Origin of the sequence: Oceanicaulis sp. HTCC2633 (assembly GCF_000152745.1) — a bacterium.
GTDB lineage: Bacteria > Pseudomonadota > Alphaproteobacteria > Caulobacterales > Maricaulaceae > Oceanicaulis.
This window is the reverse complement of the sequence record NZ_CH672428.1, coordinates 2094547-2111544: the sequence shown is the minus strand read 5'-3', so window position 1 is coordinate 2111544 and position 16998 is coordinate 2094547. Positions and strand designations below refer to the sequence as shown.

Genomic DNA, 16998 nt, shown 5'->3' with positions numbered 1-16998 from the left:
CGAAAAAGGGCGGCTCATCGAGCCGCCCTTTGTTTGTGTCTGAAGACCGGGATTACAGCGAACGCTGGATTTCCTGGACCTCGAAACATTCGATCACGTCATTGACCTGAATGTCGTGATAGTTCTCGAACGCCATGCCGCACTCGGTGCCGGCGCGCACTTCGGGAACCTCGTCCTTGAAGCGCTTGAGCGTGGACAGATGGCCTTCGTGGATCACCGTGTCGTCGCGCAGCAGACGCACGCCGCAGCCGCGCTTCACCACGCCTTCGGTCACGCGGCAGCCCGCAACGCGGCCCACCTTGGTGATGTTGAAGACTTCCAGGATCTGCGCGTAGCCGATGAAGGTTTCGCGTTTCTCCGGCGCCAGCATGCCCTCGAGCGTGTTCTTCACGTCGTCGATCAGATCGTAGATCACCGAATAATACCGGATCTCCACGCCTTCACGCTCGGCCAGATCGCGCGCCTGCTTGTTGGCGCGGACGTTGAACGCGAAGATCGGCGCGCCGGAGGCTTGCGCCAGAAGGACATCGCTTTCGGACACGCCGCCGGCGGCGGAGTGAATGATCTTGGCCTGGACTTCCTCGTTGCCGACTTTTTCCAGAGCGCCAATGATCGCTTCGGCCGAACCTTGCACGTCCGCCTTGACCAGAAGCGGCAGCTCCTGAACCTCGTTGGATTTGAGCTTGGCCATCATCTGCTCGAGCGAGGCGCCGCCGCCCGTCCGGGCCGCCGCCGCCTTGTCGCGCTTGACGCGCTCGCGGTATTCCACCAGCTCACGGGCGCGGGCTTCGGACTCCACCACGGCGAAGACTTCACCCGGCTCGGGCGCGCCGTCCAGGCCGAGAATCTCGGCCGGCAGGGACGGACCCGCCTCTTTCATCTGCTGGCCGCGCTCGTTCACCAGAGCCCGCACCTTGCCCCATTGCGCGCCCGCCACGACGATATCGCCGCGCTTGAGCGTGCCGCGCTTCACAAGGCAGGTCGCGACCGGGCCGCGGCCCTTGTCGACCTGGGATTCGATCACCACGCCTTCCGCAGAGCGGTTCGGATTGGCTTTCAGCTCCAGCATTTCAGCTTGCAGGTTGATGGCGTCGGTCAGCTCATCAAGACCGGTCTTCTTCAGCGCCGAGACCGGTACCGCCTGAACGTCGCCGCCCATGTCCTCCACGAACACTTCGTACTGAAGCAGTTCCTGAAGCACTTTCTGCGGATCGGAGTCGGGCTTGTCGACCTTGTTGACCGCCACGATCATCGGCACGTTCGCCGCCTTGGCGTGGCTGATCGCCTCGATGGTCTGCGGCATGACGCCGTCATCGGCCGCCACCACCAGGATCACGATATCGGTCGCCTGCGCGCCGCGAGAGCGCATGGAGGAGAACGCCGCGTGGCCCGGGGTGTCGAGGAAGGTGATCTTCTCGCCCGATTTCAGCGCCACCTGATACGCGCCGATATGCTGGGTGATGCCGCCGGCTTCGCCCGCCGCCACATCGGTGGAGCGCAGGGCGTCCAGCAGCGAGGTCTTGCCGTGGTCGACGTGACCCATGACGGTCACCACCGGCGGACGGGGCAGCTTGCTCTCTTCGGTGTCTTCCTCGGAGATGAAGCCCTCTTCCACGTCGGATTCCGACACGCGTTTGATGGTGTGGCCGAATTCCTCGACGATCAGCTCGGCGATATCGGCGTCCAGCATGTCATTGGCGCGCACCATCTGACCCTGGGTCATCAGGTATTTCACCACGTCCGCGGCGCGTTCGGCCATACGCTGGGCCAGATCCTGCACGGAGATCGCTTCGGGCACGACCACTTCACGGGACACCTTGTCACGGGACTGGCCGCCTTGCTGGCGACGCTGCTTTTCACGTTCACGGGCCCGGCGCATGGAGGCCAGGGAGCGCTGACGACCTTCATCATCCTCGACGAGGTTCTGAATGGTCAGCTTGCCCTGACGGCGCTTGGGCTCCTTGGTGCGCGAAGGCTGGGCCTTGTCCCCGCCCGGCGCGACCTTCTTGGATTTCACGCGGCCGCCCATGGACTCAAGAATGTTGCGGTTGTCGTCAGACTCCTCGCGCTCAGTCTTGTCCTTGCTCTTGTCAGCCTTGCGAGACGGCGCCTTCACGGACGGCTCTTCAGCCGTATCCGCGGCGGGCGCCGCTTTCTTGGATTTCTTGGCCTGTTCCGCAGCGAGGCGAGCCGCTTCGGCTTCAGCCACCGCACGGCGCTCTTCCTCTTCGCGGCGCTGGCGCTCTTCTTCCTCGCGCTTGCGCATGTCCTCGAGCGCGCGGCGCTCCTCGTCCTCGCGGGCGCGGCGGGCCTCTTCTTCCGCCTTCTGCTTGGCGGCGCGCTCTTCCTGTTCGGCGCGCGCGCGCAGAATGGCCTGCTGGCGCTTGATCAGTTCTTCTTCGGACAGGCCCAGCTGCTTGGCCTTGGCGGCCAGCGCAGCGCGCGCCTTGTCCTTCTGGCTCTGGGGCGCGCCGGATTTGCCTGTCGCGGCGTCCTTGCCGGCAGGCCCGCCCGGGCGCTTGCGCTTCTTCTCGACAACGACAGACTTCTGACGTCCGCGCGCAAAGCTTTGCTGCACGGTCCCAGAGGAACGTCCACCGAGGGAGAGAGGCTTGCGGCCCGAGTTGTTGCGTTCGTCAGCGTCGCTCATAAGCGTCCTTGCCGCGGCTTTACATATCTTCGGGCGGAGCCCCGCCGCCGCGTGCGCGAGGGTCCGTCATCTGTTCAGGTCGCCTCCGGGAAGCCCCGGCCTGAAGGCCCGCTAAACTAGCCAGCTTCCAAGGCGTTTCAACTCTTCTGTGCGTCTCCGCCCGCAGGATCGAGGTTAACGAAGCCTGCAAGCTTGAACGCGAGGGCGGAAAACCCCGCCGCTTCAGGTCCATCGGCCAGAACCGCATGGACCGCATTCCCGACGCCGAGGGCCCCGCTCAGGGTTTCAGCGTCAAAACATCCCAGCACCGGCGCCGTGCATTCCACGGCCTTGGCCAGGTGATCCAGCTTCTTGCGCCCGTCAGGCGCCGCGTCGCTGGCTTCAATTCTCCACGCCGGCTCCGGGTCCGATTGCAGCGCCATGCGCACCGCATCCGATCCCAGCTCCACGCGTCCGGCCCGGCGCGCCAGACCCAGAAGGCTCAGAAGACGCGCCCTGATCAGCGCCTCGAACTGGTCCGCCAGATCTTCCGGCGCCTCGACCGGCTGCTCGAAGGCCCGATTGAACAGGCGCTTCTTAACCGCCTTGTCGACCAGCGCCCGGTCGGCGCTGACCCAGCCGCCCCGACCGGGAAGGCGCGCCGCCACATCCGGCGTCACGCGGCCTTCAGGGCTGAGCGCGACACGGAGGAGGTCGTCCTCCCCCTTCACCTCACCGGTGGCGACGCAACGGCGTTCGCGCACCGGCTTGGATCGGCCATGACGCGCCCCGCGGCTCACGACTGCTCGTCTTCCTCCGTCGCGTCAGCGTCCAGCAGATCGGCCAGGTCCACGCCCAGCTTCTCGGCTTCAGCTTCAAGATCGGAGAGATCGATGTCTTCCAGATCGACATCGGAAGCCTCTTCGTCAAGGGTCTCGTCCTCAACCTCTTCCACTTCGACCTCGGCCTGGGGCAGATCCTCTTCGGAAATCCAGCCTGCAATCACACGCGCGCGCATGATCAGCATTTCGGCGTCTTCGGGCGACATGTCAGAGCCTTCGAGAATGCCCGGCTCGCGCACGCGCTCGCCATCGCGGGTCTCGTACCAGCCGCGCAGATCGTCAGGCGTCAGGCCCGCCAGATCCTCGATGGTGCAGACCTCGTTCTCGCCGAACTTGACCGCCATCGGCAGGTCGACGCCTTCCACATCCAGGACCGCATCTTCCACGCCCAGCTCCTTGCGGCGGGCATCCTGCTCGGCGGCGCGCTTTTCGAGGAATTCGCGGGCGCGGGTCTGGATTTCCTGGGCCGTGTCGTCGTCGAAACCTTCGATGACGGCGATCTCGTCGAGCTCGACAAAGGCGATGTCTTCAACTTCGGCGAAGCCTTCGGTGGCCAGCAGCTGGGCGATCACCTCGTCCACATCCAGCGCGTTCATGAAGGTCGAGGTGCGCTCGGAGAATTCCTTCTGGCGACGCTCGGATTCTTCTTCCTCGGTCAGGATGTCGATGGCCCAGCCGGTCAGCTGGCTGGCCAGACGCACATTCTGGCCGCGACGACCGATCGCCAGCGACAGCTGATCGTCGGGCACGACGACTTCGATGCGCTCGGCCTCGTCATCGAGCACCACCTTGGCGACTTCGGCCGGCTGCAGCGCGTTGACGATGAAGGTCGCCGGATCGGGATTCCACGGAATGATGTCGATCTTCTCGCCCGCCAGCTCGTTCACGACGGCCTGCACGCGGCTGCCGCGCATGCCGACGCAGGCGCCCACGGGATCGATGGAGCTGTCATTGGAAATGACGGCGATTTTCGCACGGGAACCCGGATCGCGCGCCACGCGCGGAATCTCGATGACGCCTTCGTAGACTTCCGGCACTTCCTGCGCGAACAGGGCGGCCATGAAGTCGGGATGGGCGCGCGACAGGAAGATCTGCGGGCCGCGGGTCTCCTCACGCACGTCATAGATATAGGCGCGCACGCGGTCATTGACCTGCAGGCTTTCGCGCGGAATGCCGTCCGAACGACGGATAATGCCTTCGGCCTTGCCCAGGTCGATGATGACATTGCCGTATTCGACGCGCTTGACGATACCGTTGACGATCTCGCCGATGCGGTCCTTGTACTCGTTGAACTGGCGCTTGCGCTCGGCTTCGCGAACCTTCTGGGTGATCACCTGCTTGGCGGTCTGGGACGCGACGCGGCCGAACTCGATCGGCGGCAGCTCTTCTTCGTAGAAGGAACCGATCTCGGCTTCCGGATCGCGCTTCTTCGCTTCGTCGAGCGTGATCTGGTGCGCTTCGTTCTCGACCTCTTCCACGACGGTGGTGCGGCTGGTCAGACGCATCTCGCCGGTCTTGGGGTTGATCTTGCAATGGATGTCGAGCTCCGCGCCATAGCGCGAGCGGGCCGCCTTCTGGATCGCCTCTTCAATGGCTTCCAGCACGATCGACTCATCGATCATCTTCTCCTGCGCCACCGCGCGGGCGATTTGCAGGATTTCCAGCTTGTTGGCGCTGACCCCGATGGCCATATCCGCGTTCCTTCTCGTTCTACTCGTCGGCCTGACCGTCTTCACCCTCGATGGGACCACGAGCCTTCAGGCTCGCCTCCACGAGAGCGTCGGTCATGACCAGCTTGGCGTCTGCGATCCACTCGAACGGGATGACAGCCGTGTCGTCCTCGCCCGCCAGATCCATCAGTACGTTGTCGTCCTCGATCCCGGCGAGCATGCCGCGAAAGCGCTTGCGGTTCTCCACCAGCCGATCGAGCTCGATCTTGGCCTCGAACCCTTCCCAGCGCTCAAAATGAGAGAGCGCGGTCAGAGGCCGGTCAATGCCGGGCGAGGATACTTCAAGATCATACTCGCCCGAGACCGGATCAGCCTCATCAAAAACTTCCGACAGGGCGCGCGACAGCCGCGCACAGTCTTCAACCACCATCGTGCCGTCATGGCGCTCGGCCATGATCTGCACCGTGGTCTTCTTGCCGCCCATCACCCGCACACGCACGATTTCAAGCCCGAGGGTCTCGGCCAGAGGCTCGGCGATCTCGAGGATGCGCTTGTCTTGCGGGCTGTTGGCTTTCATGGGCGTCGTGTATCTGCGTCTGGGCCGGATGCGGGTACGAAAAAAGCGGCCCGGGACCCCGAGCCGCTCGAACATGTCATCCGACATATCGAACTTTGAGGCGCTTATACGCCTTCAGCCCCCGATTGGCAACGGGGGGCGCTCAGCAAGCTCTCCAAAGTTTAATCCTGAAGCACGACGGGCTGGGTCATGATCTCACCGTCAGGGGAGACCTTACCATGTTCAACGCTCTTGCCGTCACGGTCGCACTCGCGGCCCTGCAGGGCGATACGGGCGACGCCTATGCTCAACTCGGCCCTGATGCGCGCGAGCGCCTGATGGCCTGTGAGGTCGATGCAGAGCGTTTCGACGCCCTGATGGCGCTGGATCCCCAGAGCTTCGATCAGGACTTTTCAGGCGGCTGGCGACCTGTGGGCGATGAGCCGGGCTGCGAACGGGCCGCAGCGGACCTTCTGATCGCCTACATGGATCATTCCCCGCACTTCAATCCGGAACAGCCAGGCGTGATCGGCTGGCATGCGGGACAAATGCTCGCCATGAGCGACGAACCCGAACAAGCCATCGCCTATTTAGACGCCGCCCGCTTCAGCACTGCCGACTGGAATCTCTATGTCGACGCCACCATCGCCTTCCTGCAACGCGATCGCGCCGCAGCCGAGGCGGCGCGGGCCGAGCTGGCGACCATGACGCCCAGTGAGGAAGAAATGGCCTCACGACGTCAATTCCTGGCCGAGAACCCGCACATCACCATGCCCCAGGGCTTTGTGGAACAGCCGCAGAATCTGGGCGTCGTGGATCGGCTGCTGACATGCTGGGACCGCCCTTACGCCGAGGCCTATTCCAGCCAGTGCGAGAGCTAGATCTTCACGAAATCAAAGAAGACCGGGTCGATATCGCCCAGATGCTTGGACTGATAGCGGGTGACGATGTGATCGGCCGGGTTCTGCGTCCAGTCGGTCGCCTGCTCGCCCGTCCAGCTCAAGCCCTCGGCCGCCATCAGGATCGGCAAGGCGTGATCGGCATAGGCGCGCACATCGGTCGCCACGCGCAGGCGTCCGCCGGATTTGAGAAGCCGCGCAAACTCCGCCGCCGTATCAGGCTGCACGAAACGCCGCTTGGCGTGACGCTTCTTGGGCCAGGGGTCGGGGAACAGAAGATAGATCTGGTCAAACGCGCCATCAGGCATGCGCACCATCTCGTCGCGCGCATCGGAGCGCTTCACCCGCACATTCTCAAGCTCATGATCCTCGATCCCCACCAGCGCCTTGGCGACGCCATTGAGAAAGGGCTCGATCCCGAGAAAGCCGGTTTTCCGCGCCCGGTCCGCCTGACCCACCAGATGCTCGGCCCCGCCAAAACCCACTTCCAGCACATAGCGCTCAAAGCCGGGCAGAAGAGCTTTGGGGTCGAGCGGGCCTTCATCCGCCCAGCTCAGCGCAGGCAGTTGCGTCTCCACGAGCGCCTGCTGGCGATCGGTCAGCTTGTGCCCGCTGGCGCGGCCGTAGAGGCGTCGGTTCTGGGGTCGGGTCTCGGTCATGACGGCCCTTTACCCGCCCTCTCCTGAAAAACAAAGAGCCGGGCTGAAACAACCCGGCTCCCTGTTCGGTCAAAGCCTTTAGAATCAGGCGAAGTCCTTGAGCTGATCGACGAGGTCGGTCTTCTCCCAGGAGAAACCGCCATCCGCGTCCGGCGTGCGGCCGAAATGGCCATAGGCGGCGGTGCGCTCGAAGATCGGCTTGTTCAGGCCCAGATGGGTGCGGATGCCGCGCGGGCTGAGATTGACCAGCTCGCGCAGGCGGTTTTCCAGCCTGGCTTCATCCACATCGCCGGTGCCGTGGGTGTCCACATAGACAGACAGCGGCTTGGACACGCCGATGGCGTAGCTGAGCTGGATGGTGCATTTGCGCGCCAGACCCGCCGCCACGACGTTCTTGGCGAGATAGCGCGCCACATAGGCCGCGGAGCGGTCCACCTTCGTCGGGTCCTTGCCCGAGAACGCGCCACCGCCATGGGGGGCTGCGCCGCCATAGGTGTCCACGATGATCTTGCGACCGGTCAGGCCGGCGTCGCCATCCGGACCGCCAATGACGAACTTGCCGGTCGGGTTGACGTAGAACTCGTCTTCGGGCGGGAACCAGCCGTCGGGCAGAACCGATTGCACCACCGGGCGCACCAGCTCGCGGACATCATCAAGGCTGACGCCATCCTTGTGCTGGGTGGAGACCACCACGGAGGTCACGCCCACCGGACGCCCGTTCTCATATTTCAGGGTGACCTGGGATTTCGCGTCCGGCTCGAACTCGGGGCGTTCGCCGGTTTTGCGCAGGCGCGCCATTTCCTTGAGGATCTGGTGCGAATAGGTGATCGGCGCCGGCATCAGCTCCGGCGTCTCGTCACAGGCGAAGCCGAACATGATGCCCTGGTCGCCCGCGCCTTCATCCACAAACGAGCCCGCGCCCTCATCGACGCCCTGGGCGATATCGGCCGATTGCTCGTGCAGGAAGTTGTGCAGCTCTGCGGTGTTCCAGTGGAAGCCGTCCTGCTCGTATCCGATGTCGCGCACGGCGCGACGGACCACGGACTCGATCTCGTCATCATTGATCTCGCCCGCGCAGCGCACTTCGCCGGCCAGAACGATGCGGTTCGTGGTGGTCAGGGTTTCGCACGCCACGCGCGCAACCGGATCCTTGCTCAGGAACAGGTCCAGAATCGCATCGGAGATGCGGTCGCATACCTTGTCCGGGTGACCCTCGGACACGCTTTCACTGGTGAAGAGATAGGACGAACGGGCCAACGCGTGCTCCATATAAAGCGATCTTTATATGGCGGGCTTAAACCCTATTGGCGCGCGGAAAGCAAGGCCCGTCCGGTCACAGTGTTTTTAAGATGCAGCCCCGGTCGCGGTGGCTTCGGCTTCCTCAGCCGCCAGCGTGCGCACCAGTTCGAGAATACGGCGGCGCACCTTGGAGTCCTTGATGCGGGCGAAAGCCTGCGCCAGCGCCACCCCGTCCGCGGACTGGATGAAATCATCCACGATGGGCGTCTGGTCGCCTTCAGAGAAGCCCGGCTGGCCCACGGTTTCCGCCACGCCGTCATAGAAAAACGACACCGGCACATCCAGAACCTTGGCGAGGTTCCACAAACGGCCCGCCCCGACCCGATTGGTGCCGCGCTCGTATTTCTGAACCTGCTGGAAGGTCACGCCGAGCTCTTCGCCCAGCTTCTCCTGGCTCAGATTCAAAAGCTGACGCCGAAGCCGGATACGTGATCCCACATGGCGATCCACCGCATTCGGGCCTCTCGGATTGGCAGTCATTTCGAATTCCTTATCTACGCAGGCATACAACCATAGTTTGGCCGGATGCGATACGCTCAACGCCCCTCGGTGGGCTGCAGCGCTCTACCTAAATGCGTAGTCGCCACAACCGATAGAAAATGCGCTACTGCAGCCAAAACCAGCAAAACAATTACCCAGAGTGCATTTCCATACTTCCCATACGGCGTCTCGTGCAATCCTTCAAGCAATGTAATCATCAATACTTCAGTTGATTTTGAAGGAATGGATTCAATGAGCCTACCATAAGGATCGATCTGTCCTGAGACTCCAGCCGCCGCTACTCTTACCAGGGGTAGGCCTTCTTCTATGGCGCGATATTGGGTTTGGTTAAGCAATTGTTGAGGTCCAGATGAATTCCCGTACCAGGAGTCATTAGAAATATTCAACAACCAATCTGGTCTATTTGACTGTCTTGGCGAATACCTCGGATACACGGCCTCATAGCAGATCAGCGGCGCCAGCCCCGGCAATCCCTCAAGATTGAGCGTCCGGGCGCCCGCGCCTGGAGAGTAGTACGGCGCCAACTCCGACAAACTGTCGAAACCAATCCATTCCGTCAGCAGGCGTAACGGATTGCTTTCACCGAACGGGACCAGTCGGGATTTATCGTACTGTGCCTCAAGCACAGCGCCATTTTCTTCCAAAGATATCGAGACCAGTGAATTAAAATAGGCGCGGGGTCGCCCGCCCAGCCCATACTCCGCACGGGCTGTTCCCGTGATCAGCCGAGTCCCCGGCGGCAGACCGTCGGACAGCTCCGCCAGCAGGTCCGGAGAATCAAGCAGCATGGCGGGAATGGCGCCCTCAGGCCAGATCACCGCCTCCACACGGGACAGATCACCCGTCCGGCTCAGGGCCAGATACTGTTCCAGAATGTCATGCCGGGCGGCATAGCGTTTCTCAGTCTGGGGCAGGTTCAGGGAGACCAGCAGCACCTGGTTGTCGGTCCGCGCGATATCGTCCGCCCCGGACAGGCGCGTGATCCCGTAGCCCCAGCTCGCCAAGAGGAGGCAGACGCCCATCACAAGCGGAATTCCGCGCGCCAGGCGCGGACCGCGACCACTGAGCGCGGCCGGCGCGGAGAACACGAACAGGGCCAGCACGGACAGGCCATAGGCGCCGATCAGGCTGGCGGTCTGACTGATCGCGCCGCCGGCCTCGAAGACATGACCGGGCAGATTCCAGGGAAAGCCCGACAGAATGGTGCTGCGCAGGAATTCCAGCGCCATCACGATCACGGTGAAGACGCCGATCCGGCCCGCATGACGGGGGGCGAAGCGCACATAGAGCGCTCCCGCCGCGCCCCAGAACAGCGCGAGGCCGGCCGGCAGCACGATCAACGGCGCCCAGATCAGCCAGGCGTAATCCTCGGCGCTGACCAGGAAGGCGTTGGCGACCCAGCCGGTGCCGGCCAGGAATGCGCCGCTGGCGAACCAGAAGCCGCGGATGAAACCGCTTCGAAGCGGACGTTGTCGCGATTTGGCGTCATCCAGCGCCAGCACCAGGGCGCTCAGCCCCACAGCATAGGCGGGCCATGCGAAGAAGGGTGCATGACCGAGTACACTGAACCCGCCCAGAAAGAACAGGAGAAGAAAGAGACGCCAGCCTGACAAAGCGCGATACGCCGCGCGAAAGCGGCGCGCACGATGCAGAAGACCCGTCACCATCTAGTCCGGACTGATGGCGCCGGCGGCCACCCGGCTTGCCTCGTCCCCCGCCAGTGTGGAGCCTGCGCCGGGCTTCACGCGCAGACGCTTGATGCGACGGGGATCGGAATCGAGCACTTCGAACTCGAATCCGGACGGGTGCGCCAGCACTTCGCCGCGCTCGGGCACGCGTCCCGCCAGGTGGAAGACCAGACCGCCGAGCGTGTCGACGTCGTTTTCTTCCTCTTCGCTGGCGATGTCGCACCCGACGATCTCCTCGAGATCCTCGATCATGGCGCGCGCATCCGCTTCCCAGCAATGCGGGCCCTTGGCGAGAATGTTGGGCGTCTCCGCCTCGTCATGCTCGTCCTCGATATCGCCCACAATGGGTTCGATCAGGTCTTCCAGCGTCACCAGCCCGTCCGTGCCGCCGAACTCGTCGACCACAAGCGCCATGTGCATGCGGCGCGACTGCATCTTGAGCAGCAGGTCAAAGGCCCGCATGGAAGCGGGCACATACAGCAGCGGCCGGCGAATGGCGGGCAGGATGCGCATGTCCGCCCAGCTGTCCGGGCCCGCGCCGGCGCCTTCCTCGGCGAAGCGGGACATATAGCCCAGCACGTCCTTGATGTGGGCCAGACCCACCGGATCATCGAGGGTTTCGCGGAAGACCGGGAGGCGCGAATGGGTGGCCTCGCCGAAGACGCGCGCCAGCTCCTTGAGCGGGGTCTCGATCTCGATGGCGACGATATCGGCGCGCGGCACCATGACATCGTCCACGCGCATGTCCTGGAACTCGCGCATATTGACCAGGAAGGCGCTGGCGTCGATGGGATCGGGCGCGCCGTTCACGATCGGCTCGTCAATTTGGGGGACGTCCTCTGGACGCGTCCCGTTAAAGGCCCGTTTCAGACGGGCCACAAGACTTCGCGAAGACGGATCGTCGTTCATGCCTATTCCTGTACGAGGTAGGGATCCTGGATCCCCAGGCCGGTCAGAACCGCTGTTTCCAGCGCTTCCATCGCGGCGGCCTCGTCTTCCTCCTGATGGTCAAACCCGTTTAAATGCAAAACGCCATGCAGCGCCAGATGCGCCGCATGATCGATAAGCGAAATGGCGGCCGCCTGTGCTTCTTTCGCACAGGTCTCGTACGCCAGGATCACATCGCCGGGATAGCCCTCGCGCTCGGGCGCAGGGAAGGACAGCACATTCGTGGACTTGTCCTTGTCCCTGAAGCGGCGATTGAGCTCGTGCACGGTGGCGTCGTCGGAAAACAGGATCACCGCCGCGCCTGCGCGCGGATCCTCGATCGCGTTCAGGCCTGCCTCGATGGCCTGAAGACAGGCCCTCATCAAGCCGTCATGGCCAGACCAGGCGTCTGCTTCAACAACGAATTCAACGCGTTCGTCTTCAATCACCACATCAGTCATGACCAGGCTCATCCTTGCGGGCCGCATCATCGCGCTCGTAAGCGTCCACGATGCGCGCCACCAGACCGTGACGCACCACATCAGATCGGTCAAACCGGTGCACGGCGATCCGCTCTTCATCCTGAAGAAGGCGTAAGGCATGTGGCAGGCCCGAGGGTTCGCCGCGACGCAGATCGGTCTGGGTCGGATCACCCGTCACCGCCATGCGCGAGCCCTCGCCCAGACGGGTCAGGACCATGCGCATTTGCGGAATGGTGGCGTTCTGCGCCTCGTCCACGATGACGAAGGCCTTGTTCAGCGTCCGGCCGCGCATGAAGGCGAGCGGGGCCACTTCGACCCGGCCTTCCTCGCGCATCTTCTCGCTGATGCGCTGACCCAGGGAATCGCGCAGCGCGTCCCAGATCGGCAACAGATAGGGATCGATCTTCTCGGTCAGGTCGCCGGGCAGGAAACCCAGACGCTCGCCCGCTTCAACGGCCGGTCGCGTGATGATCAGACGCTCCACTGCGCCCAGCGCCAGTTGCGAGGCGCCATAGGCGACCGCGAGCAGCGTCTTGCCGGTGCCGGCGGGCCCGACGCCGAAGATCATGTCATAGGCGCGGTCGTTCTTGAGCGCCTTCACATAGCTTTGCTGGCCATTGGTGCGCGCGGCGAAGCTTGCGCCGCGCGGCACGCGGATGACGGCGTCGATCTCTTCACCCGCATCGTCATCGGCCATCAGGCAGGCGGCGCGCGCGGCAGGCGGATCGATCGGCAGGCCCTCGCTGGCGCGGCCATAGAGCGCATTGAGCACCCGGCGCGCCTCGATGCGCGTGCGAGCCTCCTCGGCGGTGATCACGATCTGCCCACCGCCCGGCGCCTCGAGCTGAACCTCCAGTTCGCGCTCGAGCGTGGCGAAGTTCTCGTGACCGGGTCCGGCGATGATGCGAACAAGATCGGAATCTTCAAAATGAAGCGTTTCGGACGCCGCCTTGCGGGGGCGGCGCGGTTTTGATGAGCGGCTCACGCGGCGGCGCTTTCCTTTGTAGCCAGACGTCCAGACAGGGCGTTCTTGGTCGCCCCGGTTATCTCCACATTGGCGATCTGACCGATGAGTTCAACCGGGCCCTCGCAATGAACCGCCTGCAGATAGGGGCTGCGACCGGACAATTGCCCCTCGAAACGACCTTCGCGCTCGAACAGAACCGGCAGGGTCTTGCCGATCATGGACTGGTTGAAAGCGACCTGCTGTTCGGTCAGAAGCGCCTGCAAGCGCGCCAGACGCTCGCCTTTCACGGTTTCATCGATCTGGTTGAACATGGCCGCGCCCGGCGTGCCGGGACGCTTGGAGTACTTGAACGAGAAACACGACGCGTAATTGACCTGGCGCACCAGCTCCATGGTCGCCTCGAAATCGGCTTCGGTCTCGCCGGGGAAGCCGACGATCATGTCGCCGGAAATGGCGATGTCGGGACGGGCTGCGCGCAGGCGCGCGATGATGTCGAGATACTCCGCCGCCGTGTGCGAGCGGTTCATGCTCTTGAGAATCTTGTCCGATCCCGCCTGCACCGGAAGATGGAAATAGGGCATCAGCTTGGGCTCGTCCGCAAAGGCCTGGATGAGGTCGTCATCCATGTCCTTGGGGTGAGAGGTGGTGAAGCGGATGCGTTCAATGCCGCCGATCTTCGCCAGATGGCGCACGAGCCGCCCGAGACCCCAGACCCCGCCTTCGGGATCGCCCTTGGGCGCTTCGCCATGGAAGGCGTTGACGTTCTGGCCCAGCAAGGTGACCTCGCGCACGCCCTTGGCGGCCAATGCGCGAACTTCGGCGACGATCTGATCGACCGGGCGGGACCATTCCGCACCGCGGGTGTAGGGCACGACGCAGAAGGTGCAGAACTTGTCGCAGCCTTCCTGCACGGTCACGAAGGCGGTAAAGCCATCCACATGGCGCTCAGGCGTGGCGAGAGCGTCAAACTTCTCTTCGACCTCGAACTCGGTATCGAGCGCTTCGCCGCGTTCACGGTGCACATTTGCAATCAGTTCAGGCAGCTTGTGATAGGTCTGCGGACCCACCACCAGATCCACCACCGGCGCCCGGCGCTGGATCTCCGCGCCTTCCGCCTGCGCCACGCAGCCCGCCACCGTGATAGTCATGGGCTTGCCGGTGGAGGCCTTTTCTTCCTTGAGCGTCTTCAGACGCCCGAGCTCGGAATAGACCTTCTCGGCGGCTTTCTCGCGGATATGGCAGGTGTTCAGGATCACAAGATCCGCGCCATCGGGCTCGTCCGCCGGCTCATAGCCCAGCGGCGCCAGCACATCGCGCATGCGCTCGGAATCATACACGTTCATCTGACAGCCATAGGTCTTGATGAACAGGCGCTTGCGCTCTTTTCCCGTGGTCTCGGCGTCGCGAATGATATCGGTCATGGGCGGAGCCGGCCTCCCTGGCGGCGATGAACTGTGGATAAGGGAGGACGGGTTATGGGGATAGAGTGGGGCGGATGCAAGGCGCCGCTTGAAGATCGGCTGCCTCTCGCGCGGTTAACGCGCCCCTATTTGCCGTCCTCGATCTTCACGCCATAGAGCTCGAGCCGGTGATCGACGAGCTTGTAGCCCAGGCGCTTGGCGATGGCTTCCTGCAGGCGCTCGATCTCTTCATCCATGAATTCGACCACATCGCCGGTCTTCAGATCGATGAGATGGTCGTGATGGTCGTCAGAGGCCTCTTCATAGCGCGAGCGGCCGTCGCGGAAGTCGTGGCGCTCGATGATGCCAGCCTCTTCAAACAGGCGCACCGTGCGGTAGACCGTGGCGAGCGAGATGCGGGCATCCACTTCCGAAGCGCGGCGATGCAGTTCTTCCGCGTCAGGATGGTCTTCAGCCTGGGAGAGGATGCGCGCGATGACGCGGCGCTGCTCGGTCATGCGCAGGCCTTTTTCCACGCACAGCTTCTCGATACGGTCCGGCATCGCCATCTCCCTTGGCTGTGGGGCGTGAACCCCGTCCCTGACTTGATACCCAGCCTCGGCGGGCCGTGTCCATATGTCGCGCGACTCTAACTCAGGATCAAATTCAGACCAGATCGCGCGCCAGAACCCGTGCGGCGGCGCCATCGCGATAATAGCCCTTGCGCAATCCGATCTGGCGATAGCCTTCGCGCTCATAGAGCCCGCCGGCGGGCGCATTGCGTTCGGACACTTCCAGAAACAGGCGTTTGGACCCGGCGCGGCGGGCGGCGATCTCCGACTGCGCCAACAGGAACGCGCCCACGCCGGTGCGGCGCGCAGCGGGCAGAACGCCTATGGTCAGTAGCTCGCATTCGCCCGCCACGCTGCGAATGAGCGACAGGCCCTGGGGGTCGTCCTGAGCGCGGGCGATCAGACCCTGAACCCCTGACGAGGCCAGCAGCCTTGCAAAGTCGGCTTCGCTCCAGGGGTCGGGAAAACATTGCGCATGAAGCGCGGCATAAAGGTCCGCCGCTTCCGGACCCGCCTCGAAAATCTCGGGCAGGCTCATGCCGGGGTCTTGCCGCCAGGCAGTTTGGCGTCCGGCGGACGCGCATAGAGCGGAGAGGGGGCGGGCGCATCGGCGGGCGCGCGCTCGGTCAGAGCCAGAAGCGCGCGCAGAGGCGGCGCGGGATCAAAATGGTGGGGGTCCGCGCCCAGATGCACGGCGCCCGACCCGGTCAGGATCACATCCCCGAACGCTTCAAATTCGTCTGCAGCGTCACGCGCATCGCCATGGCTGACATCCGTAACGGGCCGTCCATGGGTGAAGATCCGCCAGACCAGATCGCCGCGTTTGGCGTCATGGATCGCCATGACGGTGCGGGCGCCGTCCGGGTCCGAACGCAAGGCGAGGGCGTCAAGATTGGACACGCCCAGCGCCTTCGCGCCCGTGGACAGCGCAAGTCCACGCGCGAAGGCGACGCCGACGCGCGTGCCGGCGAAGCCGCCGGGGCCGATATTGACCCCGATCCGGTCCAGCGATTGCGGGCGGATCCCCGCCTCCTCGAGAAGCTCGGCCGCCATGGGCGCCAGCCGTTCGGCATGGCCGCGGCCAATCTCTTCAGCGCGTTCAAACACGCTGTCCCCGGCCTTCACCGCACAGGCGCACCAAGGACCAATTGTGTCCACCACCAGCAAGGCGGGTTGGGTCATGTCTTACTTCAACAGCTTGGCGCCCTGTTCGAAGGCGAGCTTCGGCAGACGCGGGAACAGTTTCTCGGTGGTGCCATAGCCCACATTAATCAGGAAGTTGGACCGCCAGGCGCCCATTTCCGGATCATTCTTGAAGAATTCCTCATCCACGCCGTCCTTGTCAAAACCGGACATCGGGCCGCAATCGAGCCCCAGCGCGCGCGCGGCCATGATCAGATAGGCGCCTTGCAGGGTGCTGTTGCGGAAGCCGTTCTCGAAGCGGGCTTCATCGGATTCAAACCAGTCTTTCGCTTCCGGGGCGTGCGGGAAGAGCTGGGGGATCTTCTCATGGAAGTTCCAGTCCCAGGCCAGCACCACGGTCAGGGGCGCCGTCAGGGTCTTCTCGACATTGGACTCGATGAGGTGCGGCTTGAGACGCTGCTGGCTCTCGCCCGTCAGGAACAGGAAGCGCGCGGGCGACTGGTTGGCGCTGGTCGGACCATATTGCAGGAGCTCGTAGAGCGCGCGGATCGTGGTTTCCGACACCTGTTTGTCTTCCCACGAATAAAAGGTCCGGGCGCCGCGGAACAGCTGATCGAGCGCATGGTCGCTCAGAACCGAATGGCGATCGTCCAGGGCGAGCGGGGCTTGGCTGTCAGACATGGGAGGCTCCGGGTTCGGTAAGGGATATGGATCAGACACAGGATCGGGTCGTCTTTGAAACGACCATCACGTGATTTGGTTCT

The 16998-nt window shown here is 63.7% G+C and carries 17 protein-coding genes; 1 reads left to right on the top strand and 16 read right to left on the bottom strand.

Going from position 1 to position 16998, the window contains the following annotated elements:
- Positions 1 to 52: 52 nt before the first annotated feature.
- From infB to rimP, 4 genes are all read right to left on the bottom strand, one after another.
- Positions 53 to 2650 (bottom strand): translation initiation factor IF-2, encoded by a 2598-nt coding sequence (infB, locus tag OA2633_RS10105; protein ID WP_009802447.1) that lies wholly within the window; start codon positions 2648 to 2650, stop codon positions 53 to 55.
- A gap of 137 nt (positions 2651 to 2787) precedes the next feature.
- Positions 2788 to 3429 carry an RNA-binding protein gene (locus OA2633_RS10100; RefSeq protein WP_009802446.1) on the bottom strand — a complete coding sequence of 214 codons (642 nt, stop codon included), beginning with the start codon at positions 3427 to 3429 and terminating at the stop codon, positions 2788 to 2790.
- Positions 3426 to 5162, bottom strand: coding sequence for a transcription termination factor NusA (gene nusA / locus OA2633_RS10095; protein ID WP_009802445.1), 1737 nt, complete (start codon positions 5160 to 5162; stop codon positions 3426 to 3428). Before nusA ends, OA2633_RS10100 begins: the two co-directional genes overlap by 4 nt.
- A gap of 19 nt (positions 5163 to 5181) precedes the next feature.
- Positions 5182 to 5718, bottom strand: coding sequence for a ribosome maturation factor RimP (gene rimP / locus OA2633_RS10090; protein WP_009802444.1), 537 nt, complete (start codon positions 5716 to 5718; stop codon positions 5182 to 5184).
- A 218-nt stretch (positions 5719 to 5936) separates the two neighbouring features.
- Between rimP and OA2633_RS10085 the strand changes: the two genes are divergently transcribed.
- Positions 5937 to 6578 carry a hypothetical protein gene (locus tag OA2633_RS10085; protein WP_009802443.1) on the top strand — a complete coding sequence of 214 codons (642 nt, stop codon included), beginning with the start codon at positions 5937 to 5939 and terminating at the stop codon, positions 6576 to 6578.
- Here OA2633_RS10085 and trmB read toward each other — a convergent pair.
- The 12 genes from trmB to OA2633_RS10025 form a co-directional block, all read right to left on the bottom strand.
- Entirely contained in the window at positions 6575 to 7255 is a 681-nt protein-coding gene (trmB, locus tag OA2633_RS10080; RefSeq protein WP_009802442.1) for a tRNA (guanosine(46)-N7)-methyltransferase TrmB, read from the bottom strand. The genes OA2633_RS10085 and trmB overlap by 4 nt on opposite strands.
- A gap of 84 nt (positions 7256 to 7339) precedes the next feature.
- Positions 7340 to 8524 (bottom strand): methionine adenosyltransferase, encoded by a 1185-nt coding sequence (gene metK / locus OA2633_RS10075; protein WP_009802441.1) that lies wholly within the window; start codon positions 8522 to 8524, stop codon positions 7340 to 7342.
- Positions 8525 to 8599: 75 nt separating this feature from the next.
- Positions 8600 to 9034, bottom strand: a complete 435-nt coding sequence (locus tag OA2633_RS10070) for a helix-turn-helix domain-containing protein (RefSeq protein WP_009802440.1) — start codon at positions 9032 to 9034, stop codon at positions 8600 to 8602.
- Between the two features lie 56 nt (positions 9035 to 9090).
- A complete protein-coding gene (gene lnt / locus OA2633_RS10065) occupies positions 9091 to 10722 on the bottom strand; it encodes an apolipoprotein N-acyltransferase (protein ID WP_009802439.1) in 1632 nt (543 codons plus the stop codon).
- Positions 10723 to 11652, bottom strand: coding sequence for a hemolysin family protein (locus OA2633_RS10060; protein ID WP_009802438.1), 930 nt, complete (start codon positions 11650 to 11652; stop codon positions 10723 to 10725).
- A gap of 2 nt (positions 11653 to 11654) precedes the next feature.
- A complete protein-coding gene (gene ybeY, locus OA2633_RS10055; protein WP_009802437.1) occupies positions 11655 to 12131 on the bottom strand; it encodes an rRNA maturation RNase YbeY in 477 nt (158 codons plus the stop codon).
- Positions 12124 to 13137, bottom strand: a complete 1014-nt coding sequence (locus tag OA2633_RS10050; protein ID WP_009802436.1) for a PhoH family protein — start codon at positions 13135 to 13137, stop codon at positions 12124 to 12126. The genes ybeY and OA2633_RS10050 overlap by 8 nt, the downstream gene beginning before the upstream one ends.
- Positions 13134 to 14540 carry a tRNA (N6-isopentenyl adenosine(37)-C2)-methylthiotransferase MiaB gene (miaB, locus tag OA2633_RS10045; protein WP_009802435.1) on the bottom strand — a complete coding sequence of 469 codons (1407 nt, stop codon included), beginning with the start codon at positions 14538 to 14540 and terminating at the stop codon, positions 13134 to 13136. The genes OA2633_RS10050 and miaB overlap by 4 nt, the downstream gene beginning before the upstream one ends.
- 125 nt (positions 14541 to 14665) lie before the next feature.
- Positions 14666 to 15082, bottom strand: a complete 417-nt coding sequence (locus OA2633_RS10040; protein WP_009802434.1) for a Fur family transcriptional regulator — start codon at positions 15080 to 15082, stop codon at positions 14666 to 14668.
- Positions 15083 to 15185: 103 nt separating this feature from the next.
- Positions 15186 to 15629: a GNAT family N-acetyltransferase gene (locus tag OA2633_RS10035; protein WP_009802433.1), complete on the bottom strand. Its 444-nt coding sequence runs from the start codon at positions 15627 to 15629 to the stop codon at positions 15186 to 15188.
- Entirely contained in the window at positions 15626 to 16273 is a 648-nt protein-coding gene (gene tsaB / locus OA2633_RS10030; RefSeq protein ID WP_009802432.1) for a tRNA (adenosine(37)-N6)-threonylcarbamoyltransferase complex dimerization subunit type 1 TsaB, read from the bottom strand. The genes OA2633_RS10035 and tsaB overlap by 4 nt, the downstream gene beginning before the upstream one ends.
- A 3-nt stretch (positions 16274 to 16276) precedes the next feature.
- Positions 16277 to 16915: a malonic semialdehyde reductase gene (locus OA2633_RS10025; RefSeq protein ID WP_009802431.1), complete on the bottom strand. Its 639-nt coding sequence runs from the start codon at positions 16913 to 16915 to the stop codon at positions 16277 to 16279.
- Positions 16916 to 16998 lie beyond the last annotated feature (83 nt).

Excerpts from the sequence above, each read along its gene's own strand:
- OA2633_RS10025 (WP_009802431.1), bottom strand. The coding sequence starts at position 16,915 with ATGTCTGACAGCCAAGCCCCGCTCGCCCTGGACGATCGCCATTCGGTT.
- infB (WP_009802447.1), bottom strand. The coding sequence starts at position 2,650 with ATGAGCGACGCTGACGAACGCAACAACTCGGGCCGCAAGCCTCTCTCC.
- ybeY (WP_009802437.1), bottom strand. The coding sequence starts at position 12,131 with ATGACTGATGTGGTGATTGAAGACGAACGCGTTGAATTCGTTGTTGAA.
- trmB (WP_009802442.1), bottom strand. The coding sequence starts at position 7,255 with ATGACCGAGACCCGACCCCAGAACCGACGCCTCTACGGCCGCGCCAGC.
- miaB (WP_009802435.1), bottom strand. The coding sequence starts at position 14,540 with ATGACCGATATCATTCGCGACGCCGAGACCACGGGAAAAGAGCGCAAG.
- lnt (WP_009802439.1), bottom strand. The coding sequence starts at position 10,722 with ATGGTGACGGGTCTTCTGCATCGTGCGCGCCGCTTTCGCGCGGCGTAT.
- OA2633_RS10035 (WP_009802433.1), bottom strand. The coding sequence starts at position 15,629 with ATGAGCCTGCCCGAGATTTTCGAGGCGGGTCCGGAAGCGGCGGACCTT.
- OA2633_RS10085 (WP_009802443.1), top strand. The coding sequence starts at position 5,937 with ATGTTCAACGCTCTTGCCGTCACGGTCGCACTCGCGGCCCTGCAGGGC.
- OA2633_RS10060 (WP_009802438.1), bottom strand. The coding sequence starts at position 11,652 with ATGAACGACGATCCGTCTTCGCGAAGTCTTGTGGCCCGTCTGAAACGG.
- rimP (WP_009802444.1), bottom strand. The coding sequence starts at position 5,718 with ATGAAAGCCAACAGCCCGCAAGACAAGCGCATCCTCGAGATCGCCGAG.
- metK (WP_009802441.1), bottom strand. The coding sequence starts at position 8,524 with ATGGAGCACGCGTTGGCCCGTTCGTCCTATCTCTTCACCAGTGAAAGC.
- OA2633_RS10040 (WP_009802434.1), bottom strand. The coding sequence starts at position 15,082 with ATGCCGGACCGTATCGAGAAGCTGTGCGTGGAAAAAGGCCTGCGCATG.
- nusA (WP_009802445.1), bottom strand. The coding sequence starts at position 5,162 with ATGGCCATCGGGGTCAGCGCCAACAAGCTGGAAATCCTGCAAATCGCC.
- OA2633_RS10070 (WP_009802440.1), bottom strand. The coding sequence starts at position 9,034 with ATGACTGCCAATCCGAGAGGCCCGAATGCGGTGGATCGCCATGTGGGA.
- tsaB (WP_009802432.1), bottom strand. The coding sequence starts at position 16,273 with ATGACCCAACCCGCCTTGCTGGTGGTGGACACAATTGGTCCTTGGTGC.